This window comes from Micromonospora nigra, from assembly GCF_900091585.1.
GTDB classification, from domain to species: domain Bacteria; phylum Actinomycetota; class Actinomycetes; order Mycobacteriales; family Micromonosporaceae; genus Micromonospora; species Micromonospora nigra.
On the sequence record NZ_FMHT01000003.1, the window covers coordinates 1331472 to 1356286 of the forward strand.

The 24815-nt window shown below is 71.5% G+C and carries 25 protein-coding genes and 1 pseudogene; 14 read left to right on the plus strand and 12 right to left on the minus strand.

The features are described 5' to 3' along the window. Window positions 1–23: 23 nt before the first annotated feature. From GA0070616_RS05255 to GA0070616_RS05270, 4 genes are read right to left on the minus strand one after another with little or no spacing between them, the layout of a single operon-like run. Complete coding sequence (locus GA0070616_RS05255; protein ID WP_091077141.1) at window positions 24–620, minus strand: FMN-binding protein; 597 nt, start codon at window positions 618–620, stop codon at window positions 24–26. Window positions 621–632: 12 nt separating this feature from the next. Continuing rightward, the gene (locus GA0070616_RS05260) at window positions 633–2051 is read right to left on the minus strand and encodes a ferredoxin reductase family protein (protein WP_091077145.1); all 1419 of its coding nucleotides are present in this window, start codon (window positions 2049–2051) and stop codon (window positions 633–635) included. Further along, on the minus strand, window positions 2048–3427 hold the full coding sequence (locus GA0070616_RS05265; RefSeq protein WP_091077148.1) for a DUF1501 domain-containing protein: 1380 nt from the start codon (window positions 3425–3427) through the stop codon (window positions 2048–2050). Before GA0070616_RS05265 ends, GA0070616_RS05260 begins: the two co-directional genes overlap by 4 nt. An 8-nt stretch (window positions 3428–3435) precedes the next feature. Continuing rightward, the gene (locus GA0070616_RS05270) at window positions 3436–5493 is read right to left on the minus strand and encodes a DUF1800 domain-containing protein (RefSeq protein WP_091077151.1); all 2058 of its coding nucleotides are present in this window, start codon (window positions 5491–5493) and stop codon (window positions 3436–3438) included. A 493-nt stretch (window positions 5494–5986) separates the two neighbouring features. Here GA0070616_RS05270 and GA0070616_RS05275 point away from each other — a divergent pair, with 493 nt between their 5' ends. Next, window positions 5987–6244 (plus strand): DUF3040 domain-containing protein, encoded by a 258-nt coding sequence (locus tag GA0070616_RS05275; RefSeq protein ID WP_091077156.1) that lies wholly within the window; start codon window positions 5987–5989, stop codon window positions 6242–6244. A 132-nt stretch (window positions 6245–6376) separates the two neighbouring features. Here GA0070616_RS05275 and GA0070616_RS05280 read toward each other — a convergent pair whose 3' ends face one another. From GA0070616_RS05280 to GA0070616_RS29410, 3 genes and pseudogenes are all read right to left on the minus strand, one after another. After that, entirely contained in the window at window positions 6377–7348 is a 972-nt protein-coding gene (locus tag GA0070616_RS05280) for an SWIM zinc finger family protein (RefSeq protein WP_091077159.1), read from the minus strand. Continuing rightward, complete coding sequence (locus tag GA0070616_RS05285; protein ID WP_425412984.1) at window positions 7345–9600, minus strand: DEAD/DEAH box helicase; 2256 nt, start codon at window positions 9598–9600, stop codon at window positions 7345–7347. The genes GA0070616_RS05280 and GA0070616_RS05285 overlap by 4 nt, the downstream gene beginning before the upstream one ends. 26 nt (window positions 9601–9626) lie before the next feature. Next, window positions 9627–10572, minus strand: a pseudogene (locus tag GA0070616_RS29410) (ATP-dependent helicase); the annotation flags it as partial. 65 nt (window positions 10573–10637) lie between these two features. Here GA0070616_RS29410 and GA0070616_RS05290 point away from each other — a divergent pair. Both GA0070616_RS05290 and GA0070616_RS05295 read left to right on the plus strand, forming a co-directional pair. Next, window positions 10638–11507 (plus strand): carbohydrate kinase family protein, encoded by an 870-nt coding sequence (locus tag GA0070616_RS05290; protein ID WP_091077165.1) that lies wholly within the window; start codon window positions 10638–10640, stop codon window positions 11505–11507. 51 nt (window positions 11508–11558) lie between these two features. After that, window positions 11559–11765, plus strand: a complete 207-nt coding sequence (locus GA0070616_RS05295; RefSeq protein ID WP_091077167.1) for a hypothetical protein — start codon at window positions 11559–11561, stop codon at window positions 11763–11765. A 65-nt stretch (window positions 11766–11830) separates the two neighbouring features. Here GA0070616_RS05295 and GA0070616_RS05300 read toward each other — a convergent pair whose 3' ends face one another. Both GA0070616_RS05300 and GA0070616_RS05305 read right to left on the minus strand, forming a co-directional pair. Next, window positions 11831–12979: a polysaccharide pyruvyl transferase family protein gene (locus tag GA0070616_RS05300; RefSeq protein ID WP_091077170.1), complete on the minus strand. Its 1149-nt coding sequence runs from the start codon at window positions 12977–12979 to the stop codon at window positions 11831–11833. 89 nt (window positions 12980–13068) lie between these two features. Continuing rightward, window positions 13069–13653: a TetR/AcrR family transcriptional regulator gene (locus tag GA0070616_RS05305; protein WP_091077173.1), complete on the minus strand. Its 585-nt coding sequence runs from the start codon at window positions 13651–13653 to the stop codon at window positions 13069–13071. Between the two features lie 76 nt (window positions 13654–13729). Between GA0070616_RS05305 and GA0070616_RS05310 the strand changes: the two genes are divergently transcribed. Both GA0070616_RS05310 and GA0070616_RS05315 read left to right on the plus strand, forming a co-directional pair. Then, window positions 13730–14296 carry a dihydrofolate reductase family protein gene (locus tag GA0070616_RS05310; protein WP_091077177.1) on the plus strand — a complete coding sequence of 189 codons (567 nt, stop codon included), beginning with the start codon at window positions 13730–13732 and terminating at the stop codon, window positions 14294–14296. Between the two features lie 73 nt (window positions 14297–14369). Further along, entirely contained in the window at window positions 14370–15305 is a 936-nt protein-coding gene (locus GA0070616_RS05315) for a phosphotransferase (protein ID WP_091077180.1), read from the plus strand. A gap of 9 nt (window positions 15306–15314) precedes the next feature. Here GA0070616_RS05315 and GA0070616_RS05320 read toward each other — a convergent pair whose 3' ends face one another. Beyond that, entirely contained in the window at window positions 15315–16112 is a 798-nt protein-coding gene (locus GA0070616_RS05320) for an alpha/beta fold hydrolase (protein WP_091077183.1), read from the minus strand. 205 nt (window positions 16113–16317) lie between these two features. On the opposite strand from GA0070616_RS05320, the gene GA0070616_RS05325 reads away from it, so the two are divergent. The 5 genes from GA0070616_RS05325 (at window position 16318) to GA0070616_RS27480 (ending at window position 19916) form a co-directional block, all read left to right on the plus strand. Next, complete coding sequence (locus GA0070616_RS05325) at window positions 16318–16677, plus strand: ArsR/SmtB family transcription factor (RefSeq protein ID WP_091077186.1); 360 nt, start codon at window positions 16318–16320, stop codon at window positions 16675–16677. Beyond that, a complete protein-coding gene (locus GA0070616_RS05330) occupies window positions 16674–17372 on the plus strand; it encodes a cation diffusion facilitator family transporter (protein ID WP_091077190.1) in 699 nt (232 codons plus the stop codon). Before GA0070616_RS05325 ends, GA0070616_RS05330 begins: the two co-directional genes overlap by 4 nt. A gap of 366 nt (window positions 17373–17738) precedes the next feature. Then, window positions 17739–18284, plus strand: a complete 546-nt coding sequence (locus tag GA0070616_RS05335; RefSeq protein WP_091077193.1) for a GrpB family protein — start codon at window positions 17739–17741, stop codon at window positions 18282–18284. Between the two features lie 626 nt (window positions 18285–18910). Beyond that, entirely contained in the window at window positions 18911–19462 is a 552-nt protein-coding gene (locus tag GA0070616_RS27475; protein ID WP_139128844.1) for a hypothetical protein, read from the plus strand. Next, window positions 19449–19916, plus strand: coding sequence for a hypothetical protein (locus tag GA0070616_RS27480; RefSeq protein WP_139128845.1), 468 nt, complete (start codon window positions 19449–19451; stop codon window positions 19914–19916). The genes GA0070616_RS27475 and GA0070616_RS27480 overlap by 14 nt, the downstream gene beginning before the upstream one ends. 567 nt (window positions 19917–20483) lie before the next feature. Here GA0070616_RS27480 and GA0070616_RS05340 read toward each other — a convergent pair. Together GA0070616_RS05340 and GA0070616_RS05345 are read right to left on the minus strand one after the other, a co-directional pair. After that, entirely contained in the window at window positions 20484–21026 is a 543-nt protein-coding gene (locus tag GA0070616_RS05340) for an ATP-binding protein (RefSeq protein WP_091077198.1), read from the minus strand. Beyond that, complete coding sequence (locus tag GA0070616_RS05345) at window positions 21026–21841, minus strand: AAA family ATPase (protein WP_245712663.1); 816 nt, start codon at window positions 21839–21841, stop codon at window positions 21026–21028. Before GA0070616_RS05345 ends, GA0070616_RS05340 begins: the two co-directional genes overlap by 1 nt. A gap of 240 nt (window positions 21842–22081) precedes the next feature. Here GA0070616_RS05345 and GA0070616_RS05350 point away from each other — a divergent pair, with 240 nt between their 5' ends. From GA0070616_RS05350 to GA0070616_RS05365, 4 genes are all read left to right on the plus strand, one after another. Further along, window positions 22082–22399, plus strand: coding sequence for a hypothetical protein (locus GA0070616_RS05350; RefSeq protein WP_091077203.1), 318 nt, complete (start codon window positions 22082–22084; stop codon window positions 22397–22399). Window positions 22400–22641: 242 nt separating this feature from the next. After that, on the plus strand, window positions 22642–23580 hold the full coding sequence (locus GA0070616_RS05355; protein ID WP_245712664.1) for a hypothetical protein: 939 nt from the start codon (window positions 22642–22644) through the stop codon (window positions 23578–23580). A gap of 83 nt (window positions 23581–23663) precedes the next feature. After that, window positions 23664–24533: an FtsK/SpoIIIE domain-containing protein gene (locus GA0070616_RS05360; protein WP_091077206.1), complete on the plus strand. Its 870-nt coding sequence runs from the start codon at window positions 23664–23666 to the stop codon at window positions 24531–24533. Further along, window positions 24530–24739, plus strand: coding sequence for a hypothetical protein (locus GA0070616_RS05365; RefSeq protein WP_091077210.1), 210 nt, complete (start codon window positions 24530–24532; stop codon window positions 24737–24739). The genes GA0070616_RS05360 and GA0070616_RS05365 overlap by 4 nt, the downstream gene beginning before the upstream one ends. Window positions 24740–24815: the final 76 nt, after the last annotated feature.

Below are 24815 nucleotides of genomic sequence, written 5' to 3' on the forward strand. Positions count from 1 at the left end.
GCGGGCGCCGACGCCGACACGGCTCAGCCCGCCCGATCGATCGCGGCCTGCAACGACTGCCGGTAGGAGGTGCTGGTGGCGGTGGCTCCGGACACCGCGTCCAGGTCGGCGTTCTGCTGCCGCACCACCAGCCCCGACGACCCGCTGTACCGGCCGTCGACCTGGTCGCTGCGCTCGTCGGACTGCGCGGTCGTCTCCGGCAGCTCCAGGGCCACCACGTCGACGATCCGGCTGCCGGACAGGGTGACCTGCACCTGCACGTTGCCGAACTCGTTCGACACGACCGGCCCGGTGACGGTGCGGGTGGTCGACCGCGGTGGCGCGGTGGTGCGCGACGTGGCCGGCGGCCGAATCGTGGTGGCGGTGCCGGGCCGTCGCGTCGGGGCTTCGGTGGCGCTGCGGCCGGGCTTCGGTGACCGGCTCGTGCGGGCCGACGGGTCGGGGGCCGACTTCCCGGCGACGGGCGTGTCGTCGGGCGCGGGGCCGGCGGGGGCGACGGGCTGCCCCCCGGTCGGCACGTCGCCCGCCGCGGCGGGGGTGCTGCCCGGTGCCCCCTTGAGCACCACCAGCGCGGTGGTGCTGGCGGCCAGTCCGGTGATCGCGAAGAGCGCGCGGCGCATCGGGAGACCTTCCTACAACTCGAACGTGGCGAGGTGGATCTGCCGGGACGGCACCCCGGCCTGGCGCAGTACCCGCACCGACTCCTCGACCAGGCCGGCCGGCCCGCACAGGTAGACGTCGCGGCGGGCCACGTCCGGCACCAGCCGGATGATGCCCTCCGGGCTCATCACCTGACGCGGCCCGGGGTCGGACCGGGAGCCGACGACGTACCAGACCGACACGTCGCGGGCCTCGGCCAGCCAGTCCAGCTCGTGGGCGAGCAGCACGTCGGCCGAGGTGCGGGCACGGTAGATCAGCGCCGCGCCGGGCGGCAACTCCTCCAGCATGGCCCGGATCGGAGTGATGCCGCTGCCGCCGGCGATGAGCAGCGCCCGCTCCCGCGTCCGGTGCGCGGCGGTGAAGGTGCCCGACGGGCCCTGCGCCCAGACCCGGGTGCCCTGGTCCAGGTCACGCAGACCGTGGGTGTACGAGCCCACCACCTTGACGGTGAGCCGCAGCCAGCGGCCGTTCGCGGCGGCGGAGACGGAGAACGGGTGGGACTGCCACCAGCAGCCCCGGGTGAGGAAGCGCCAGCGGAAGAACTGGCCGCCGAGCAGCTCCAGCCGGTCCAGCCGCTCGCCGGTCAGATAGATCGAGATGGTGTCGGGGTTCTCCGCGACCACGTCGGCGACGCGCAGCCGGTGCCGCAGGTTGAACACCAGCGGACCGAGCACCCGCCCCCAGAGCAGGGCGGCGACCACCAGCACGTACATCGCGATCCACCCGGTGCGCACCGGACCGGGCCGGAACAGCTGCGCGCCGTTGCTGAACTGGTGGCCGAAGCCGAGGAGCAGCACCGCGTACGCGGGCAGGTGCAACGCCCGCCACAGCTCGTAGGGCAGCACCGCGCGGACCCCCCGGATGCTGGTGAAGCCGACCACCACCATCAGGCCGGCGGCGCTGAACGCGCCCACCATGTCCTCGTAGTCGCGCAGCATCACGCCCGCCTCGTCGAGCAGCGACCGGCCCTCCAGCCGGGCGTACCCGACCAGGATCAACGCGGTGTGCGCGAGGGTCGCGACGAGCAGGGTGGCCCCCACGTCGCGGTGCCAGCGGGCGAGGTTCTCGCCACCGATGAGGCGTTCCAGCAGCGGCAGCCGGCTCATCATCAGCACCTGCACGAGCAGCAGGTAGCCGGCGACCAGGCCGGTGATCCGCCCGGCGGCGGTGAGCATGGCGGTGGTGTCGCGCAACGAACCCGCCGGGGTGTCCAGCCACCACGGCACCACGCTCGCGAACAGGCCGACGACGGCCACGGCGACCAGCAGCCGCCGCCCGCCGGGCCCGCGCGGCGCCGGCACCCGCGGCGGTACGCCGGCAGCCGGACGGCCGCCGGACCGGGACGGAGTCCCGGTGCGGCGGCCGGCGGCGGGCGGGTTCGCGTACGTCACGCGTACAGCTTCATCGGGGCGTACTTCATCCGGGGGAAGATCTTGTCCACCTCCGCGTTCGTGAGCCCGAACCGACCCTGCGCGACGGACCCGTACACGTTGAACATGTTGTTGTACTCGGGTACGTCGCCGGAGTCCAGATCGTTCAGACCGTCCCACTTGCCGAGCAGCGAGCCGGCGAGCTTGCGGCCGGAAAGGACGGTGACCACCCCGCCGTGGCCGTGGTCGGTGCCGCCGCCGTTGGAGGCGACCCGGCGACCGAACTCGCTGGACACCATGATCGTCACGTCGGCCGCCCGGTCACCCAGATCGGTGAAGAACGCCGCCATGGCGCTGGCCAGCTCGCCGAGGCGCCGGTGCAACTGGCCGCCGTCGCGGGTGCCCTGGTTCTCGTGGGTGTCGTAGCCGCCCATGCCGACCGTGGCGACCCGCACGTTCGCCCCACCCTTGATGAGCTGGGCGAGCTGCTGGAAGGCGTTGCCGACGCCGCGGTACTCCACCCCGCCCGCCGGCTGGTACGGCGTGGCGGCGAGCTTCTGCGCCGTGGTGAGCGCGCCGAGGCCCGCCTGCACGGCCTCCTCGACCGGGTGGTTGATGTTGGTGAACAGGCCCTTGATGGCCTTCTCGGTGGCCTCGCGGTACTTGTCGCTGCCGTTGAGGCGCAGCGAACCGACGTTGTTCATCGACAGCGCGCCGTTGGTGCCCACCAGGGATCGGGGCAGGGTGCTGCCGATGCCGACGCTGCGGAAGGCGGTGCCCTTGCCGAGGGAGTCGACCAGGCTGTCGAGCCAGCCGCGCCCGCCGGTCTCGCCGGGCAGGCCACCGAGGTTGCAGGCGTCGGCGGCCTGGAAGTGGCTGCGGGACAGCCGCGGGTCGGACACACCCGGGATGAAGCCGAGCTGCCCGGAGCGCAGCCACGGCTCCAGCGGCTTGAACGCGCTGGTCAGCTTGAAACCACGGCCCACGGCCAGGGCGTCGTTGCCGAGCAGCAGGTCGGGCCGGGCCCTGGCGAGCACCGGGTCGTCGGCCGGCGCGACGAGGCTGAGCCCGTCGAGGCCGCCGTAGAGGAAGACGTGGATCAGGGTGCCGGTCTTGGTGGCGGCGAAGGACGCGGAGGTGGTGACGAACTGGGCGGTGGCCAGCGCGGTGGCGGTGGCGGCCGCACCGGCGACGAACGTACGCCGGGTGACGCCGCGGCCGTCCTGCTGGGCCTCCTCCAGGTCCTCCAGCCGACGGTAGCGGTCGGCCTCGGCGGCGTTCTCGGCGGCGACGATGTCGGCCTCCGCCCGCAGCAGCGCCTCGGCCGGGTTGTCGGCCAGCCGCCGCACGTCGGGGCATTCGGGGTGCAGGGGGAACGTGTGCACAGTCTTCTCCATCGGATGCCTCACCGGAGGTGGTGCTGGGGGGATGCGAGGATCGCCCGCACGACGGCGGTGACGGCCCCGTTGAGCGACGCGTCGACCCGGTCGCCGGCCGACAGACCGGCGACGCCGAGGATCAGCGTCCGCTCCCGGTCGGTGAGCTTCTGGTGCACCAGCCGCTTGGCCAGCGCGTCCACGTACGCCCCGGCGGTCGTCGGTGGCTTAGCCACCAACTTCTCCGGCTTCGTGTGGGTGAAGGTGGTCCGGTACCCGGCGGCGATGTCGCCGGCCTCGTTCCAGCCCCTGACCATCGCACCGGCGGAGGTCCAGGCGACGTAGACGTCGGGGTACCCGTCCGGGGTGGGCTGGCCCATCGGGTACTGGCCCAGTTCCCGCATCCTGTCCTGGATCTGCCGCAGGCCCCGGGCGAACGGGGTACGCCGGTTGTCGCCGTTGTCGTGGTTCGGCGCCGCGTCCGGCTGCACGCCGAGGGTGCGGTACGTGGCGACCAGGTACTCCATGGGACGGCGTACCTTCTGCCCCACCCCGGCCCAGAACTCCGAGGAGCTGAACAGGGTCATCAGCACGGGCTTGATCAGGCCCTTGTTCGCCGTGTACGTCTTGGCCAGCCGGTTGACGAGAGACTTCGGCGGGGTGTCCGAGACGAACCGGGTGGCCAGGTTCTGCGCCACGTACTTCGCCGTCGACGGGTGCAGGGCGATGTACGTCAGGTAGGCGTCGATCGCCGCCTCGGCCTTCTTCGGGTCCTGCGAACTGTTGGCGTGGGTGAAGCCGAGGATCTTCACCTTGCCCACGTAGTGCCGCTCGGGGCGGAAGACGTACGCGCCGTCGTTGATGCCGCGGCCGGTCTGCAACAGGGCCGCCTGCCGCACGTCGGCTTCGGTGTAGCCGCCGTCGACGCCCACCGAGTACAGCTCCAGGTTCTCCCGGGCGAGGTTCTCGTTGACCGCGTCGGCGCGGGAGTCGTTCTGGTTGAGGTAGAGCAGCAGCGCGGGGTGCCGGTTCGCGGCGAGCAGCATCTCCGGGTAGCTGCCCAGGGCGTGCTTGCGCACGACGTCCCGGTCGAAGGAGCCGCGGTAGACCTCACCGCCGTCGAAGTCGGCGGCGACGTGCAGGAAGTCGTTCCAGAAGTCGACCATCACCTCGAACAGCTGCCGGTCCGACCAGATCTGCCGGGCGATGGTCGCGTCGACCAGCTCCCGGTGCGGCTGCGCACCGCGCTCGTTGAGCTGCTCGCGCTGCTCGCGAAGCTGCTTGGGAGACAGCTTGAGGGTGGGCAGGTCGGCCAGCTTCAGCTCCGCCTTCGTGGGGGCGATCTGCTCCGGTTCGAGCTGCCGGCGGATCCAGCCGTCGATGCCGCGCTCGCGGATGTCGGCGAGCACCTGCGGCGTGGCGCCGAAGGTCAGCCGGCGGGCCAGGTGCACGACCGGGTCCTTGGCGAGCACGGTCTTGACGCTCACCTTCGTCTCGGCCGCGGCGGCGGCCGGCCCGGAGAAGGTGCGCCCACCGCTCGGAGCGTTCTTCTTCAGCGCCTCACCGGCGCTGGAGCCCATGTAGCTCTCGTTCTGCTCGGTGTAGGTGCGCACCGTGCTCGGCTGTTGGCCGCTGGGGCGGGCGGGGGTGCCGTCGGTGACGGTGGCGCCGGTGGCGTCGCCGGCCACCACCTCCTCGCCGCCGAACAGGCTCCGCACCTGCGGGGTCATCGCCAACGCGGCACCACCGGCGACCACGGCGGCGGTACCGCCGAGGGCGGCCAGTGCCTTGCGACGCCCCACCCGACGTCCCGGTTCGTCGTCGTCCAGGTTGGGCAGTCCGCCGCCGGCCGGGCCCGCCGGGGGCGCGGTCCGGCCGAAGCCCTCCGGGCCGACCCACTGTGGGCCGCGGGCGGGGGCGGCCGGGGGGTGCGCGTACGCCGCGCGGGGATCGGCCGGGTGGGGCGGAGGTGTGCCGTAGCCGTACGACGCGTGCGGGTCGTGGTATCCGTCCGTGGTGGGGTGCTGGTGTGCGTCCCACCCGCGGTCGTCCCGCGGTCGACGTGGTGGCACATTCTGGTCGGCCATGTACCAATCCCGTTTTCTGCTGGGCGTCGACACGTCTGCGACCTCGTAGGGGTACAGGTGCGACGACAATTGCCTGAGGGGGTTGCCACGGGAAGGTAGCCGCGTGCCCGGCGTGCCTCAAGGCGCACCGGGCCGCCCGCCGGGCACACTTAAGACAGCCCTCAGCGCCGAACCGGGAATGCCTTGTTACCGACCAGTCGGGCAGGGACGCCGCGAGCAGGGCCGACGCGGACCGGGCGGGACCGGACGGGGTGTTTCCCGCCCACGCGACGCGTCCCGCGCCGTTCACCACCTGAACAAAACTTAAGCAACTGATAACCCTGCGCAAAGGCTGATCTTGCCCTGCCGGGGTACGAACCCGCGCTGCCCGTCACACCCCTGCGGGCCCCGGGCACCGGGCTGCGCCGCCGGCAAAGTAGCACCAGCGGAAGCGCGTGAGCCGCCGCCCCAGCGGGTATGCCGCCGAACCGCTGAACACGTGAGGGGAAGGCACATGCTCAGCAAAGAGGATCAGCGCAGGTTCGAGCAGATCACCCGTAACCTCCGAGAGAGCGATCCGGCGTTCTTCGCACGGCTCGACCATCGGACCCGGGCCCGGCGCGCCCGGTGGCTGATGCTGGTGACCGTCCTGCTGTGGGCGTCGTTGCCGGCGACGACCGTGCTCGCCGGCCCACTGCCGGCGGTGATCTGCGCGGTGGTGCTGACCGCCAACGGCGCGCTCCTGTGGCGCTTCCGCCGCCGCTGGCTGTGAACGGACGCCCGTTGCCGGGCGCACCCACGAGCGGACCAGACAACGGCCGTCCCGACCGGTCGACCGGGCGACGACTCCGGCGTGCAGCGCGCGGCCGGGCTGGCCGGGCTGCCCGCGCTGGTGGCTGAGCCGTCAACGATCGGTTCCGCCGTCGAGCAGCCGGTAGGCGCGGCGGAGCCGCTCGACCAGGCCCGGACCACCGATCGCGGGAGCCGGCGGGCCCAGCTGACGCAACAGCAGGTCGGGGCCGGCGCTCAGGACGGGTGGGCGGTCGGGCAGTGGCACCGGTGATGACCAGAAGACGTCGACCATCTCGGGCAGCGGCGGCGCCGGGATTCCGCCGAGGGGACGCGCCGCCCCGGCGACGTCCACCGTGGACGACGTCGGGTGGGTGCGGCCCGGCACCACCACACCGGTCCCGTCCACCGGCGCGGCACCACTCGCCCCGTCCACCGGCGACGCACCACTCGCCCGGCCCACCGGCGCGGCACCGGTCACGCCTACCGCTGCCGCCGTCGTGCGCAGCGCGCGCAGCCGGTCCAGCAGGTCGACGCGGCGGCGGCCACGCCAGTGCAGCAGTTCGAAGGGGTCGGCGTCGAACGTCTCGGCGAGCAGGTAGAAGGTGGCTGCGAGGTGCTTGCACGGGACGGCGACGTCCGGGCAACTGCACCACTGGTCGAGGTCGGACACCCCGGTGGGGAACAGGGGCGCGCCGGCGGCGACGAACACCTCCTCCAGTTCCACGGGCAGGTCACCGGCCAGCAGCCGGGCGCTGAAGAACGCCTGCCCCGCCAGGTCCGCCTCCACCCGCTCCCACAACGCGGCGGGAAACGGTGACAACGCGACGCGTACCCGGTACGGCTGGGCGCGCGACCCCTGCACCACGGCGGTCACCACGCCCGGCGCGACCTCCAGCCGCACCACCTGACCCGCGCGGGCGTACGAACGGCCCCGGGTGAGCCGGGTGCCGAGCGCAAAGGACTCCAGCACCTCCAGGAACCGGCGCGACCACCAGGACACGCCGATCGCGCCCCGGGTGCTGCGGGCCCGCAGGCCACCGGAGACCCGCCGGGGTGGGCCGTAGTCGGCGAACCGGTCGGTCACTCCGCCACCGCCCCGGCCTCCAGCGCGAACAGCTCGCGCAACTGCGCCGTGGACAGCTCGGTCACCCACTGCTCGCCGGTGCCGACCACCGATGCGGCGAGGCTGCGCTTGTCGGCGATGAGCGCGGCGACCTTCTCCTCCACCGTTCCCGCGCAGACGAACTTGCGGACCTGGACGCGGCGGCGCTGACCGATCCGGAACGCCCGGTCGGTGGCCTGGTCCTCAACCGCCGGGTTCCACCACCGGTCGACGTGCACCACGTGGTTGGCGGCGGTCAGGGTCAGGCCGGTGCCCCCGGCCCTGAGCGAGAGCACGAACAGTGCCGGCCCGCCGTCGGACTGGAACCGGGTGACCATCGCGTCCCGGTCGGCCTTGCCGACACCGCCGTGCAGGAACAGCACCTCCCGGCCGAAGCGGGCGGCCAGGTGCCCGCGCAGCATCCCACCGAACTCGGCGTACTGGGTGAACAGCAGGGCCTTCTCCCCCGCCGCGAGGACCTCGTCGAGGATCTCCTCCAGCCGGGCCAGTTTGCCGGAGCGGCCGGTCAGTGGCGAGCCGTCGCGCAGCAGCTGGGCCGGGTGGTTGCAGACCTGTTTGAGCCGGGTCATGGTGGCCAGCACGAGGCCGCGCCGCTCGATGCCGTCGCTGGTCTCGATGCGGGCCAGCATGTCGTCGACGACCGCCCGGTAGAGGGCGGCCTGCTCGGCGGTCAGGTTGCAGAGCACCTCCATCTCCAGCTTCTCCGGCAGGTCCGAGATGATCGACGAATCCGTCTTGAGGCGGCGCAGCACGAACGGGCCGGTGATCCGGCGCAGCCGTTCGGCGGCCTCGGTGTCGCCGTGCCGCTCGATCGGCTCCGCGTACGCCTTGCGGAAGCCGGCGGCCGGCCCCAGCAGGCCCGGGTTGGCGAACTGCATGATGGACCACAGGTCGGCCAGGCGGTTCTCCACCGGGGTGCCGGTGACGGCGATCCGGTGCCGGGCAGGCAGCGCCCGGACCGCCTCCGCCTGCCGGGTGGCGGCGTTCTTGATGGCCTGGGCCTCGTCCACCACCACCCGGTGCCAGTCGATCCCGGCCAGGTCCGGCGCGTCCCGGGCCGCCACCGTGTACGTGGTGAGCACCAGGTCGGCGTCGTGCACGGCGGTGGTGAACGCCTCCCCCCGGGCGCGTTCGGCGCCGTGGTGCACGTGCACCCGCAGCCGTGGGGTGAACCGGGCGGCCTCCCGCTGCCAGTTGCCGACCAGGGACATGGGGCAGACCAGCAGGGTGGGCCCGGCCGACGGCGGGTCCCCGGCCAGCAGTGCGAGCAGTTGCACCGTCTTGCCCAGGCCCATGTCGTCGGCGAGCACCCCACCCAGTCCGAGCGACTGGAGGAACGCCAGCCAGGCCAGTCCGCGCCGCTGGTACGGCCGCAGCACCCCGGCGAACCCCGGCGGCTCGGTCAGCGGGGTGAGCCGGCGTTCGACGGCCCCGGCGAGCAGGTCGCCGAGCGCACCGTCGGCGCTGACCTCCAGCACCGGCAGCGCGTCCGGCCCGTCGGCCCCGGTCAGACCGAGCCGCAGCAGGTCGGCCACGGTCAGTTCGCCGGAGGAGCGCAGCAGCCGCAGCCCGGCGGCGAGCCGCTTCGGATCCAGCTCGACCCACCGGCCCCGCAACCGCACCAGCGGGGTCCGCCGGGCGGCCAGCTCGGCCAGTTCCTCGGCGGTCAGCGGCTGATCGCCGAGGGACACCTCCCAGCGGTAGTCGACCAGGGCGTCCAGCCCGACCCCGCCGGCGGTGGCGGCGACGGTGCCGGGGGCGGTGCGGGAACGGGCCCGCAGCCGGGTGCCGAGCCGGGACGAGGGTCGCCGCCACCAGCTGGGCAGCAGGACGGTGAAGCCGGCGGCGTGCAGCACCGGCGCACCCTCGCGCAGGAAGCGGTGTGCACCGGCCACGTCCAGTGTCAACGCCTCCGGGGTGGCGACGCGCAGGGCCGCGTCCAGTTCGGGCCACAGCCGGCTGGCCCGGCCCAGTTCGGCAAGCAGCACCTCCTGGGGGCTGTCGGCGAGGGCGGTGGCGGCGCTCGGGTCGCGCCACACCTGCCCGGCGTCGACGTGCAGGCCGGGCTCGCCGACGGCCTGGAGTCCGAACTGGACCCGCCACCGGTCCGGCGGCACGTCGGCGTCGGGGCCGACGGATCCCGTCGAGGCGGCGGGACCGGCCGGGGCGGGGCCGGTCGGGGCGGCGGGGCCGGCCGGGGCGGCGGGCACCACGGTGACCGGCCCGGTGATCTCACCGTCGGGCGGTTCGACCAGCCGGAAACTGGCCCGGACCGTTCCCCCGGCCGCGTCGCGCTGCCAGGCGTCGAGTTCGGCCCGGAGCACGTCCAGGCCGGCCGGGTCGGCCGGGAAGGTCCGCCGCGTGCCGGTCAGGGCGTCCAGCCAGGCGGCCACGGCGCCGTGGGGGCGTACTCCCCGGGCCAGCGCGGAGGCGGGCAGCGTGGCTCGGACGGCGGCGTCGGTGAGCACGTCGAGGGCGTCGGCGACCAGCGCGCCGGGCGCGTCGTACCCGGCGACGACCGGCAGCGGCGCGTCGCCGTCGGGGGGCGGCCCGGTCAGCTCCACCCTGGTGACCGCTCGGGCCGCCGGGGGCAGCGCCAGGGCGAGGGCCCGCGCCCAGGCGGCGTCGGTCCCGGTCAGCAGGGGTCGCCACAGGGCCTGGGCGGGCGGTGCCGGGGCGGGCGGGCCCGCTGCCGGCGCGAGACCGGGCAGGACCCGGCCGCGGGCGGCCAGGTCGACCGCGAAGGAAGCCACCTCCACGAGGTGCCGCAGGGTCGCGCCGGCGGCGGTACCCGGGGCCGCCGGCCGAGCAGCGGCGTCCACCAGGTCGGGGGTACGCAGCAGCGCCAGGGCGGCGTCCGGCGCGTACGCCAGCAGGGGCACCCGCCACCCGGCGAGGGTGAGCCTGCCCCGGACCTGTGCCACGACGGCGGTCCGGACCAGTTCGGGTGAGTCGACGGGCGAACCGCCCCGGGTCGGCAGGGTGAGCAGGGCGGAGCCGAGGCCGGTGGGTTCGGCGGCCCCGGCGAGCGCGGCGGCCAGCGTGGCGTGGTCGGCGGCGAAGGGGTGGGGGCGGTCCCGGGGCGGCCGGCCGGGCCGGCGTGGCGCGTGGGGCGGCCGGGTGCTGTCCTCTGCCCAGACGGCGAGCCCACCGTCGGGCAGCCACGTCCCGTGGACGACCAGCACCCTGCTCCCCCTCGTCGACGCCCGGGAGACAGGATAGGCGGCCCCGACGGGCTACCGTCGGCGTCATGTTCGACCTCCTCGTGGTCGGCGGTCTCGGGGTGGACGTCCGGGTGCGGGTGCCCGGCATGCCACTGCCGGTCGTCGACTCCCTCCTCGTCGACCCGATCGACCTGCGGATCGGCAACACGGGTGCCGGTGTGGCGCTCGCCGCGCACGCGCTCGGGCTGCGGGTGGCGGTGCTCGACACGGTGGGCGCGGACGCCGCCGGCGACGTGGTACGGGCAGCGCTGGCCCGCACCGGTGTGCACGCCGTGCTGCGCGACGACCCGGCCGGCACCCGCCGCTCGGTGAACCTCGTCGACCCGGCCGGGCGACGGATGTCGCTACACGATCCCCGGCCGCCGGCGGGACCGACGCCGATCACGGCGGCGGAGGTGGCGGCGCTGGTGAACGATGCCACGCACGTCCACGTGTCGATCATGGGCTGGGTCCGTGACCTGTTGCCCGACCTGCGGGGCGTACTGGGTGAGGGGGTGGGAACCTCCACGGACCTGCACGACTGGGACGGCCGCAACCCCTACCACCGCCCGTTCGCCGAGACGGCCGAACTGGTGCTGGTCAGCGGGGTCCGGCTCGATGACCGGGCGGCGACGGTGGCCGCCTCGCTGGCCCCCCGCCCGGTGCTGGTGACGCGGGGCGCCGACGGCGCGGACCTGCACGTCGGGGGTCACGTCACGCGGGTGCCCGGCGAACCGCCGCCCGGCCCGGTGGTCGACACCAACGGGGCCGGGGACGCCGTCGTCGCGGGGATGGTCGCGGCCCGGCTGCGGGGTGCGACGTGGGTCGAGGCGGCCGGCTACGGGGCCCGGGTGGCCGCCGCCGCCTGCACCCACGACGGCATGGAGTACCCGCCGGGCCTGCTCCCCCACCTGTGACCGCCCCGCTATCCGCTGCGGTGCGGCGGTCGCCGGGGCAGGATGGTTCGCATGGCATCCACGGTTGAGATCCCCCTGGTGGGCGGCACCGCCGACGGCGAGCACGTCACCGTCGAGCTGGACCCGAACGGCCGCCCCCCGCTGACCCACCATCATCTCGGCTCGGCGGGTCTGGCCGACGCGGAGATCTACGAGCTGGAGTCCGTCGAGGTCGACCCGCAGCGATGGCGCTACTCCTGGCGCGGCCAGGCGGCCTGAAGCCCGCGGACGCGGGGCGGACGGCCTCAAGCCCGCAGACGCGGGGCGGACGGCCTGAAGCGCCCTCAGACCGCCAACTGGGTGAAGGTGCGGTTGCGCAGGCTGTCCAGCACCGCCCGGGTGACCTGCGAGGTTCCCCGGGCCTCGTCGCACACCTGCGCCACCCGTCGGGCGGTGGACTCGGCCCGCTGGTCGCGTTCGTCCCACAGCCGGTCCACCTCCGCCAGCAGCGGGCCCTCCACCTCCCGTTCCACGCCGCGCAGCGCCGGCACGCCGAGCCGCTGGGCGAGGTCGAAGACCTTGCCGGCGTACGGCAGGGGCAGGAACGGGGTGCCGACCATCGCGGCGAAGATGAGGAAGTGCAGCCGCATCCCGACCGCGAGGTCGAAGTGCCGCATCAGGCCGAGCACCTGCTGCGGTGAGTACTCGCCGTGCAGGATGCGCCCCCGCTCGGCGGCGACCATGTGCGACAGGACGCCGTTGGAGTGCCGGATGTCGTCGCGCTCCATCGGCACGAACAGCACGTACGCGTCGACCCGGTGCACCAGGAAGTCGCCGATCTGGGCCAGCAGGCGGTGGTAGCCGTCGACGTCGAGGCGTTCGGCGGCGCGGCCGGGTTCGCGCACGCTCATCCCGATGAGCCGCTTGCCCGCCGGCACCCCCTCCTCGCGTAGCAGGTGCGCGGGGAAGTCATCGGGTTGCAGCAGGAACGCCGGGTCGGCGGTCACGGTGATCGGGTTGAGCAGTCCCGCCTCCTCCAGCACCATCCGGGACTCCTGGTCCCGCACGGTCACCTGGGCGGCGCTGGCGAGGGTCTCCCGCACCATGCCGGTGTCGACCATCTCGCTGAGCGGCCCCACGCCCACCGCGTAGGTCAGCAGTGGCAGGCCGCGCTCCTGGGCGACGCGGACGACGCGCAGGTAGCGGCGGGCCTCCCGGTCGTAGAGGATGCCGCCGCCGCCCAGGATGAGCAGGTCGAGCTGGGCGAGCACGAGAGCGGAGTCGATCCGGCTCACGCCCTCCCACGGCACCGCCTCCACGTCCGGGTGCGCCACCTTGGTGTGCGCCGGGTTGCGGGAGAACACGATGATCCGGGCGTTGGGTTCCTGAGTACGCAGATCGTGCAGCAACCCGGTGAGGATCGCCTCGTCGCCGAGGTTGCGACCGCCGTACGAGCCGAGCACGCCGATGGTCAGTCCGGCACCACGCGTCATCCGTCGCTCCTCCCCAGGTGCGTCCGGTGGCGGGTTCCCGTTGCTCGGGTGAACAGTCATCGACCGTGCCGCCCGACAGTCCCGTCCCGTCAGGGGCCGGGGGGCGGTGGGGCGACGAGACGGGCCACCAGGGCGGCAACCACCTCGTCGGGGTCGAAGCCGGCGTCGATCGAGGTGGTGAGCAGGTCGAGCAGCAGCCCGTCCACCGCGTAGTGCAGCAGGGCCACCTCGAACGCCCCACCGGGCAGGCCGGCGGCCAGGTGGAAGGCGACGTCCTCGTGGTAGCCCCGGCGCAGCGTGTCGCCGAGGATCCGGGCCAGGCCGGGGCGGCGGGCGGCTTCCAGGCGCAGTTCGACCAGGGCCCGGGTGAGTTCGGGGTGGCGGGTGGTGCGCTCGACGATGTAGCGCACGTAGTCGGTGAACAGTGCCAGGGTGGGTTCCCGGGCGCCCAGTTCGGTCAGCACGGCCTGGTCGGGGGCGAACCGCTCGAAGATGCGTTCACCGAGCGCGCCGAGCAGGGCGTCGCGGGTGCGGAAGTAGTTGGAGGCCGTGCCGACCGGCACGCCCGCCTCGGCGTCGACGGCGCGGTGGGTGAGGCCCCGCGCACCGGTCGCCGCGAGGACCCGCAGCCCGGCGTCCGCCAGGGCCGCCCGCCGTTCGGGGTTGCGCGCCACGGGAAAGAACCTAGCAGCGAGTACGACAGGTGTTGTAGTTTGCTGACCACGACATCCGTAGTGATTGGGGTCCGGTTTGCGTACGCTCGTGTACTACGTCGCCAGCACCGTCGACGGCTTCATCGCCGGCCCCGACGGGTCGTACGACTTCTTCGGTCTTGATCCCGACGTGGGCCGACATCTCGCCACCCACTGGCCCCAGACCTTCCCGACCGTCGCCCACGGACAGTTCGGCATCGACGGTCGGCAGGGGCGCTTCGACACCGTGGTGATGGGCCGGGGCACCTACGAGCCGGCGCTGAGGGCCGGCATCACCAGCCCGTACGCCCACCTGCGGCAGTACGTCTTCTCCCGCTCGCTACCCCCGTCCGACGACCCCACCCTCCAGGTCGTCTCCGGCGATCCCGTGGAGTTCGTCCGGGACCTCAAGCAGCGGCCCGGCCGTGACATCTGGCTGTGCGGCGGCGGCGACCTCGCCGGGCAACTGCTGCCCGAGGTGGACGAGCTGGTCGTCAAGGTCAACCCGGTCGTGGCCGGCAGCGGTGTCCCGTTGGCCGGCCGCGCCTTCGATCCACACCGGTTCACCCTCACCGACGCCACCCCGATCGGCGGCGGCGTGGTCGTCCTGCGCTACGCCCGGTAGCCGGCGTGGGTCCCCCTGCCGCAACGGTGGAACTCCGTTGCGAGCGGGGCCGACAGTCCCCGACCGTGGACGGATGAGCGGACGCGCCGTGCCCCGGATCGGCTGGGCCCACCTGCCCGACCACGTACGCGGCGCGGTGCAGGGCATCCTCGGCGACCGGGTGGTCGACGCGGTGTCCCAACCCGGCGGCTGGTCGCCCGGCACCGCCGACCGGGTCCGCACGGCGACCGGCCGACGGGCCTTCGTCAAGGCGGTCAGCCCGGCGCAGAACCCGGACAGCCCCGGCATGCTGCGTGCGGAGGCACGGATCGCCGCCGACCTGCCCGCGCACGCCCCGACGTCACGCCTGCTCGGCACGCACGACGACGGCGAGTGGGTGGCGCTGGTCTTCGCCGACGTCGAGGGCCGGCACCCGGTCACGCCATGGGACACCGACGAGCTGACCACGGTCCTGGACACCCTGGCGGCGATGGCCGCCGCGCTCACCCCCTGCCCCGCCGGTCGGGCACCCACCGCGGCCCGGGCGCTGGCGTACGACTTCGCCGGCTGGCACCGGATCGCGGCGGACCCTCCGGCGGACCTCGACCCGTGGGTCGTCGGGCACCTGGACGCGCTACGGGCCGCCGCCGACCGGGGTGCCGCCGCGCTCGACGGCGACACCCTCTGCCACGTCGACATCCGGGCCGACAACCTGCTGCTCGACGCGGCCGGCGCGGTCACCGTGGTCGACTGGCCGTGGGGTTGCCAGGGGCCGACCTGGCTGGACACGGCGCTGCTGCTGGTCAATGTCCGGCTGCACGGCGGTCACGACACCGAGGCACTGCTGCGGTCACTGCCACTCACCGCTGACGTCGACCCCGACGCGCTGACCGGCGTGTACGCCGGCCTGGCCGGGTTCTTCGCCGACGGGGCCCGCCGTCGGGCACCACCCGGCATCCCGACGCTGCGCGCGTTCCAGCAGGCCCAGGCCGACGCCCTGCTCTCCTGGCTGGCCGAGCGCCTGCGCTGAACGCCGGCGTCAGGTCGGCGGGCCGGCCGGGTGGGTGAGGAACGGTAGCACCGCCGCAGGCAGCGCCGGGGAGTCGAGGATGTCGTAGTGGGTGAGCCCCGGCAGCACGGCCAGCCGGGCAGCGGGCCGGCCGACGCCGTCCCACCCCGCGTCCCGGTGCCCGCCGCCGAGGAGCCCGAAGAACTCCACCATGTGGGCGGCGCGTACCGAGTCGGCGTCGGCGAAGACCAGCAGGGTGGGGGTGGTCAGGGCGGCCACCTCGGCGGACCAGTCGTACTCGCGGCGCAGCAGTTCGCCGGTCTTCGCCCAGAGCGCCGGCCAGTCGCCCGGACGCGGGGCCATGCGTTCGTAGCGCTGGTGCGGCGGGGTGCCCCGCATCCGCTCACCGTACGCCGCGTCCTGCTCGGCCATCGCCGCGAGCACCTCCGGATACCAGCCCTGCCGCCGGCACGGAGCGGAGACCACCACCAGCCGCCGGACCAGGTGCCGGTGCTGGATCGCCGTCCGCAGGGCCACGCCCCCTCCGAGGGAGTAGCCCAGCAGGTCGACCTCGGCCAGGCTGAGGTGGACGACCAGCGCGGCGACGTCGTCGGCCATCGTCTCGTAGCGCAGCGGCCGGTCGACGTCGGCGGTACGCCCGTGGGCCTGGAGGTCGACGCCGACCACCCGCCGGCGGGCCGTCAGGGCGGGCAGCATCGTCTCGAAGTTCTCCACCGCGCCGAACCCGCCGTGCAGCAGCACGAGAGGCCGCCCGGCGCCGTGCGACTCGTACCAGAGCCGCACTCCGTTGACCTGGGCGTAGGCCATGCCGATCCCCTCCCGGCCGCACGGTCGATCCCATCGCGTGTCCGTGCGTGCGGTGCCGCTGCCGAGCCGGGCAGGGCCGGGCACGCGGATCGAGAACCCAGACGAATCGACCTTACGCCGGACCGGGCACGCGGGGCGCGACCGCAGCGGCTCCGGCGTCGGCCCGCACGTGAAACCGATACCGTGGCGGGGATATCATCGTGCCATGACGATTGGTTGTTCTCCGGGTTCGGCTCCCGCCGTGGCGCTGTTCCGGTCCCTCGGCGACCCGACGCGCCTGGCGATCCTGCGCCGGCTGGCCGTCGGCGAGGCGCGCGTGGTGGACCTGACGGGTGAGCTGGGGCTGGCCCAGTCGACGGTGTCGAAACACCTGGGGTGCCTGCGTGACTGCGGCCTGATCGACTACCGCGTCGAAGGGCGGCAGTCGTTCTACGCGCTGACCCGACCGGAGCTGATGGACCTGCTGCGCGCGGCGGAACAACTCCTCGCCGCCACCGGCGAGGCGGTGGCCCTCTGCCCGGTCTACGGAACCGCGACCGACCCGGCGGCGGTGGTGACCGGATGACCGCCTCGCTGCTGACCCCGCAACGGCGGGCGGTGCTGTCGCGACGCAGCCTGTGGCTGGCCTACGCCACCGCCGGCTACAACCTGCTGGAGGGCCTGGTCGCGATCGCCGCGGGCGCGGCGGCCTCCTCCACCGCGCTGATCGGCTTCGGCCTCGACTCGTTCATCGAGGTGTCCAGCGCCGCCGTGCTGATCTGGCAGTTCCGCTCCCGGGTGCCCGAGGACCGGGAGCGACTGGCGCTGCGGCTCATCGGCCTGTCGTTCTTCGCCCTCGCGGCCTGGGTGAGCGTCGAGGCCGCCCGCTCGCTGCTGGCCGGCGGCGACGCGGACGCCAGCCCCGTCGGCATCGGCCTCGCCGCCGCCTCCCTGGTCGTGATGCCCCTGCTCGTACGGGCCAAGCGACGCACCGGCCGGGAACTCGGCTCGGCGACGGTCATGGCCGACTCCACCCAGACCATGCTGTGCACCTACCTGTCCGCGGTGCTCCTCGTCGGCCTGGTCCTCAACGCCGTGTGGGGCTGGTCGTGGGCGGACCCGGTCGCCGCGCTCGTCATCGCCGGGGTCGCGGTCAGGGAAGGTGTGCAGGCCTGGCGCGGCGAGCAGTGCGACGACTGCGCGCTGCCCGTGGCCGACGAGGCCCCGGACCGCGCCGACGCCTGCTGCTCCGACCGGAACTGCCACGACCCGCGCGCGTGATGGTCGCCGTCACCCAGTTCCGGGGCGGCGGCGGCCTCACCAACAGCTCCGGCAGCGGATCGATCACCTGCGGGTAGCGGGCCTGCGGGAGAGAGGTCCAGACGTACGCGACATCCCGCGCCAGCCCGTCAGCCGACGACACCGGACGGCGGGCGCCCGGACACGCCAACGCGATCTCGTACGTCGACAGCGCCGCGCGGATCCGCTAGGGGCGCGGCGACACTGCTCCTGGCAGTACCGCTGCCGAGAAGTCGAGAGGGCAGCACGCCGGCCAACCTGAGCCGGCCCAGGATCAGAGCCTGACTCTGCTCGGCCTGCCAGGCTGTGGGCCGACAACTCACGCCAGGCACGTGCCATAGTGAGCGGATGTCGAGCCCTGTGGAGATCGTCGACTACCAGCCTGTCTGGGGCGCGGCCTTCGACGACCTGGGCGCCACGCTCCGCCAGGCGCTCGGCGACGTCGCGCTTCGGATCGACCACATCGGTTCCACTGCGGTTCCCGGTCTGGCCGCCAAGCCCGTCATCGACATCCAGATCTCGGTACGGTCGTTGGAGCCGGTCGACGAGTTTCGAGGACCACTCGAAGGTCTGGGCTACGTCTACCGGGCCGACAATCCGGAGCGAACGAAGCGCTACTTCCGGGAGCCACCCGGACATCGACGGACGCATGTCCACGTGCGGCAGCACGGCAGCTTCTCCCAGCAGTTCCCGCTGCTGTTCCGGGACTATCTGCGGTCCCATCCGAACGTGGCCGCCGAGTACGCCACGGTGAAGCGCCGATGTGCGCGACAGTTCCACCACGATCGGCAGGCGTACGTCGAGGCGAAGGACCCCTTCATCTGGACGACCATTCGGCACGCCGACGCGTGGGCGCAGCAGGTCGGTTGGACGCCCGGCCCCAGCGACGCCTGACCGGTGGTGGGCGCGGCAGGTTTCGAACCTGCGACCCCTCGCTTGTAAGTTCTGGGCGCTTCGTCCGGGCCGGTCCGCGCACGTCTCCTACGTGGAGAGTTGATCCGTCGTCGGCCCGGTTCGGCTCTCACTGTCCAGCCCTGTTGCTGTCAGCGTTGCTGTCGACAGCAACAGGACCAACCGCTCCTACTCTGACCGCTCGGGTTGCGGAGGTGCGAATGGGTTGAACCTCTCTCGCCTCGCGTCCTCGACCTCCAGGTCTCTGCCAAGCACGGCTATTGCACACCGCTTCGAGCAGGTCACGGCGGCAAAGTTCGTCTGGACGACGTGGCTGCCATGCTGGTCGGCCGGGGCCAACGTCGTCTGTTGAACCTGGACCCAGGTCGACCAACGGCTCGTGTCCAACCACTGTGCCTCTGGGCAGTCCGGGTTTGCGCAGGTGGCCATCTCAACCCTCCCTCGTGGTGGGCCAGAGCCTACCGTCGGCCCGCAGTCGCACCGCGCGCCGTCGACACCCACTGGTCCGCCAACATCCCGGGCTGGTCGGTGGAAGCGGGTAGCCCATAACCATCTATCCTGGATGAGGACCTAGCCGACGCCGTGAAGATGCGAAGCCAGGAGCAGGGGTGTCAACCAGGAATAACAAGAAGAGCACCCTACTTTCACTTGTGGAATCCGAAAAGCGTTACCAGATTATTATATCTTCGGTAGTCATTGTTGCCACCTTTGCCATTCCAGCACTACGGCCATCTATCCCGAAGTTGGCCGTCACGGGATTGCAAATTCTTGGAGCCATTGCGGGAGCCTATTTAGGTTCACTGTTCCAGCGAGATCGCACAAGAGTTGTAATCGCCAGCCATGTCCGACTCTCCGTGCGTCATCTATTGGACATTCTCAGCAACTTGCGGTCACTTACTATTCTTGCGGGCGATTTTCGAGCCCGACTACAGGAAGAAGGATCCGCAAACGACAAACGCTTAATAGTAGCTCGCACTGAAGAATGGCTTGAGCGGATTGAAGATGACGCCCGAAAGCTCATCGGCTCGGTTGCCTCCTCAACTGAGAGCTGGAAGGACCTGAGTGAAGAGGCGTACCAGACCGAGGTGCAGGAATATGCACGTCGAGATGCGCGTCTCGGAACAAACGGCGAGAAGGAGGAGCCCAGTGGAGAACACTGAAGAAACACGGATCACTGGCCGCGTGGCTCGGGTCGTGAGTATTCGAGATCTGATCATCAACCGAGGCCGACAACATGGAGTCGTTGAGGATCAGGTCTTCAAGGTCCTAGATGGCGACCCATACAAGGTCGAGGACCCAGAGACCGGACAGCTTCTCGGCGAGATCCGTCGCGTCAAAGTGCTCGTAAAAGTTAAAGAGGTTTCAGACCTCTTCTGCATTGCGCGAACTTACAGAACTCGACGAATCAATACGGGAGGAAGAGGTGCCACATTCAGCCTTGAAAAGATGTTCCAACCCCCCAAATATGAATATCTCGTAGAGACCCTTGAGCGCCATCCTCGCCAGAGGGAAGTAGATCCCGATAAGGCTCTGATAGAGGTTGGCGACCCTGTAGAATCTTTACTCTCCGACGAGAATGACGACGACATTGCCTCAATTGCCGTCTGGGAATAGGCGACGAAGAGGCCCAACCGCCATCCCGTCTGCCGTCGACCCGCCCTCCTGGGGAGCGGGCCGCCGCCCGGCCCGCCATGTCAAGCGGACCTTGACGCACGTTCGGACGCTGGCGGGTCGGGCGGTGGTCTGCTCGGCTTGCCCGGGTCGATGGCAGGCGGGGTGGCCTACCGCACCCACCCACGGACCGCAAGCCGCCGACGAACCCCCGGCCATCCTGGAGCCGGAGCGCCCCCGCCGGAGGCGCAGTAACCGCAACCCCGCCGCTCACCCGGCAGCCGCCGACAGACCCGACGTGCGCTCCCCCACGCCGCGCGGACTGCTAGGCCGCGCGGCCCGGCCGGCTGCCGGCCCACCACCCCACCGGACAACGGCCTGTCGTCATCCGGCGGCCCACCGGGCTACCCGCCCTCCGCGCCAGCCGCCGGGCGTGTTGCGTGGCCGGAGTCGGAGCGCCAGCGGAGCGACGGACACGCGCCCAGGCGGCGGCGCGTGCGGCCCGTTCAGGGCCGCCTTGAAGACGTACAGAAACTTTGAACCACTTCGCCGGCAGTCGGCCGCCCGGCCTTACTCCGGGGCGGTCAAGCTGCCCCGGACCGCCTGGTCGATCAGCTTGGCGGCTCTGTCCGGGCAAGTCTCGGACGTGTCGATGGTGAGGTCGGCGGCCCCGATTGCTTCTGTCTGGTCCCAGGCTTGAAGACGTTCCGCCGTGTCGCCGGTCTGCCGTTGCGCTATGCGCGCTGCCGCCACGTCTCGGGGGCACGTGAGGGCAACGACGGTCCATTGCGCGTCGGGGAATGCCTCGCGTACAGCGTCAACCGCGTCGACTTGGCCGAGGTGCACTACGGGGATGCCATCGTGGAGCTGCCGACGCAGGCCGTGGTCATCGACGACGTAGACGGCCCCATACCGTCGGTTCTCCCACACCACCTCGCCAGCGGCTCGTAACGCCGCCAATTCTGGGGCGGTGGTCATCCGGTAGCCCGTCGTGCGGCCGGACCCGACCTTGAGGCGCTGGAACTGCTGGTATCGGTTGTCGAGCCGGTGTAGCCCTGCGGTGACGGTGTCTTTGCCCGATGCTGGCGGGCCGTAGAGGATGACGCCCCGCATCAGTCGAGTTCCAGCCCCATCAACGACTTCACGAGCGCTTCCGCCTGGTGCTGGAGCGGCTTGGCTGAGGTGCAGTTGTTGATGACGACGTGCTCAACCAACGGACGAAAGTCGGTGTCGATGCGTCCGAGGTAGCCAGTCCAGTCAGCAAGCTTGGCCGAATCTCGGGCCGCCCCTCGCTTACGGATGTAGAGGTTCATCGTGTCGGGGTCGCAGTACACCCACACGACACTCACCGACGCGCCCATGTCCGTGAACCGGGCGTTGGTCCGGCTCAACCACTGTGGGTCCTGGAACTCCGCGATGAACGGGGCAGTCACGATGGCACTGTTGCCGCACTGCACGTTCTCTTCCGCCGCACTGCTCAACGCCTCGTACTCACGGGGTCGAACAACCTCCAAGTAGGTCTTCGACTCCCGGTCATGAGGTGAGAGTCCAAGGATCTCTAGCGCCACCTCGACGACGGGGCGCGTCAAGGTGTCCTTGTCGAGCATCGGCCAGCCCGTAGCTCGTGCCAGGATCCGCCCCAACTCGGTCTTGCCACTGCCTGGGTATCCGCCGACAAGAACCACACGAGGTTTCGGCAGACGCACCGGGCTGCGCCGTTCCTGGTTCGGCACTCGCACTACGCGCTTCGAGCGGGACTTGCTCTCGATGAACCCTTCCGCCTCTAGCACCTTCATCGCTTCCGTGATGGTGAACGAGCTCGTGTCCCACTCGGCGGCCAGCTCTCGGCTGGACGGGAGGACGTCACCGTCTCGGCGGACCCCTGCGGCAATCTCGTTGCGGATGTGCCGGGCAATCTGCTGGTACATGGACTCACCCCGGGTCAACCGGGGTCGGGGCGATGACATGGGCATCCTCACGGTAGGCGCATCCAGCTACCAGATCCTACCAGTTAGCTAACAGCCGCCACGCCTAGTAACGGCACGTCAGAGGCCCGTCTCAGATCGTAGACGCCTCACAGTTGCTATGGATGCCTACCAACTGCTAGCGTCAGCACATCGAGCAGACGTCCATAGGGGACGCGCTCTACTAGAAGGAAGGACACAGCCTTGAAGCTGTACGTGGACACCCAGAGCAAGCAGGTTCAGGTGACGAAGGACCCGGAGCCGAAGAACGACCAGAACGGCAATCAGCGGTCGGAGAAGAACACTGGCCGGCTCATGTGGTCCACCCAGGTCTTCGTACTCGACGAGACCGGCGGCGAGATCATCACCATCACCACGGCGGGAGAGAAGCCGGGCGTGACGGTGGGACAGCTCGTCGCTGTCGAGCAGTTGGAGGCCATCCCGTGGGCGACCAACGGGCGTAACGGCGTCGCGTTCCGCGCCATCTCGCTGAAGCCGAAGGCTGGTTCGGCGGCAAAGTAGGTTCCTCGCTCACCGTGCTGTGTGAAGCCTCTGGTGTCTGATGCACGAAGCGGCCTGATGGTCCGCTGATCTGAGTTCCCAGGTCCGGGAGTGGTTCCGACTCCTACATTCCCGGCCCGTCATCACCTGTGGTGGTGGCATCCCCCGTAAGAGAGCTGGCGCGGGGTCGGTCCGACTCCTACATCTGCCGACCCCGTGCCCTCCAACCCATCCAGCCCAACTCGCGATTGGGAGGACGTGTCGTGTCCAAGTCTAGCCCTCGCCGCCCCTTCGGGCGGAAGTCCAACGGCACCATCACAGTCATCGAGGCCAAGGTCCACCGTTCCTCGGCCCGCAACGCCCGGTTGGCGTTCATTCTGACGGCGGTCATCGTCGGTCTCCTCGCGGCCGTGGTGGCCGTTTCCTACATGCACCCGATCCTTGCCCTGTTCGTCGGTGTCCTGGTCGGCGTTCCCCTGGGCGGGCTCGTGTGGGTGCTGGTGCGGATCTGGCCGGTGCTGCGGCTGCTGTGGTGGTGGACCCCGGAAATCGGGATCACCACACTCCTCGGCGCGGGCTGGGTACAGCTCGCCAACCACACCCCCGCCCTGGTGACCCTCGCGGTCGTGGCCCTGGTCGTCGGTGTCCCCGCCGCCGTTCCGGTATCGCGTCACCAGGTGGTGGCGTGGACGTGGTGCCTGATCGTGCGCCACCGGCTGCGCGTGTGTTTCGCGCAGTTCATCATCGCCAACCAGTCCGGCAGCCTGCCGCTGATCCTGTGGGCCAAGCCGACCCCGGTCGGTGAACGGGTCTGGGTCTACCTGCGGCCTGGTCTGTCCCTGGCTGACCTGGAAGGTCGTCTCGACCGCATCGCGGTCGCCTGCCACGCCTCTACCGTCCTGGTCGAGCGGGCCTCTGACGGCAACGCCGCCTATCTGCGGTTCGACATCAAACGCCGTGAGGTGCTCACCGCGACGGTGGGCTCTCCGCTGGTCGACGTCATCACCGGCGACGCCCCGGCCACCGACCGGCCTCAACCGGTCGTGCCGACGGCTCTGGACCTGCCCGACGTCGACGCACCCACCATCACCCTGCCCTCCCAGGGCAAGCCGGCCGCGAAGACGCCGGCCACCACCGCCAACGGCAGCAAGCCCGCGGCGACGTCCTCGGCTGTCGAGGACGACGTCTCCGACTGGATCTGACCCACGCCCAACCCGGACGCGAGGAGCCCTGCGGCTCATTCGTGTGGCTCCTCGCGCCCATCACTGCCCAAGGAAGGCACACCATGACCACCACGGCACCCGCCCCGACCGCCGGCATTCCGGTGGGGCCTGGCCTGTCCATGTTCGACCCCATCTTCGTCGGCATCGACGAGTTCGGTCAGCCTGTCTACATCACCCTGGCCTACCGCAACCTCCTCGCCGGCGGTGAACCCGGCGGAGGCAAATCCGGCCTACTCAACTGCATCGCGGCCCACGCCGCCCTGTCCGTCGATTCCCGCCTCGTGCTGCTCGACGGCAAGCTCGTCGAACTCGGCCAGTGGGAAGACAGCGCCGACGCCTTCATCGGCCCCGACATCACCGCCGCCCTCGACGTCCTGCGACGCCTCCAGCAGGTGATGAACAACCGGTACGCCTGGCTGCGCGCCCACGGCCGCCGCAAAGTCACCGCCCTCGACAACCTGTCGGTCATCACCGTCCTCGTCGACGAAATCGCCTTCTACTCCGCCACCATCGGCAGCAAGCAGGAACAAGAAGAGTTCGTCGCACTCCTACGCGACCTGGTCGCCCGTGGCCGGGCCGCCGGCATCCCCGTCGTCGCCGCCACCCAGCGGCCCTCATTCGACATCATCCCCACCAGCCTGCGGGACCTGTTCGGCTACCGCGCCGCGTTCCGCTGCACCACCCCCAACAGCTCCAACATCGTCCTCGGTCACGGCTGGGCCGAACAGGGCTACTCCGCCACCGACATCGCCCCCACCAACCAGGGCGCGGCCTACCTCATCGCCGAAGGCGGCATCCCCCGCCGCATCAAGGTCGCCTACCTCAACGACAGCCAGATCGCCGGCATCGCCGACTACGCCGCCTGGATCCGCCGACCCGGCACCCTCACCACCCCGACCGACACCACCGGCGAGTGGGAGATGGCGGCATGACCACCCGCAAACGCGCCCAGGCACGCGCCAACAACCAACGGGCCGCCCAGTACACCGAAATGTGGATCGTCGGCCCCCCTGAAGACCTGGCCGTGATGCTCCACGCCGCCGCCCAGACGGGCCGGCTCGTCTACGTCTCCGCACCCCACCAGATGGGCGGAGACGACACCCGCCACCGCCGCTACCTGCGGCTGCGCTCCACCTGATCGGCCGACAGGACCAGGTCACCGCCTGCCAGCAGAGCTGGTCCTGCCGACCTCCCACCAGCCCTACCGAAAGGAC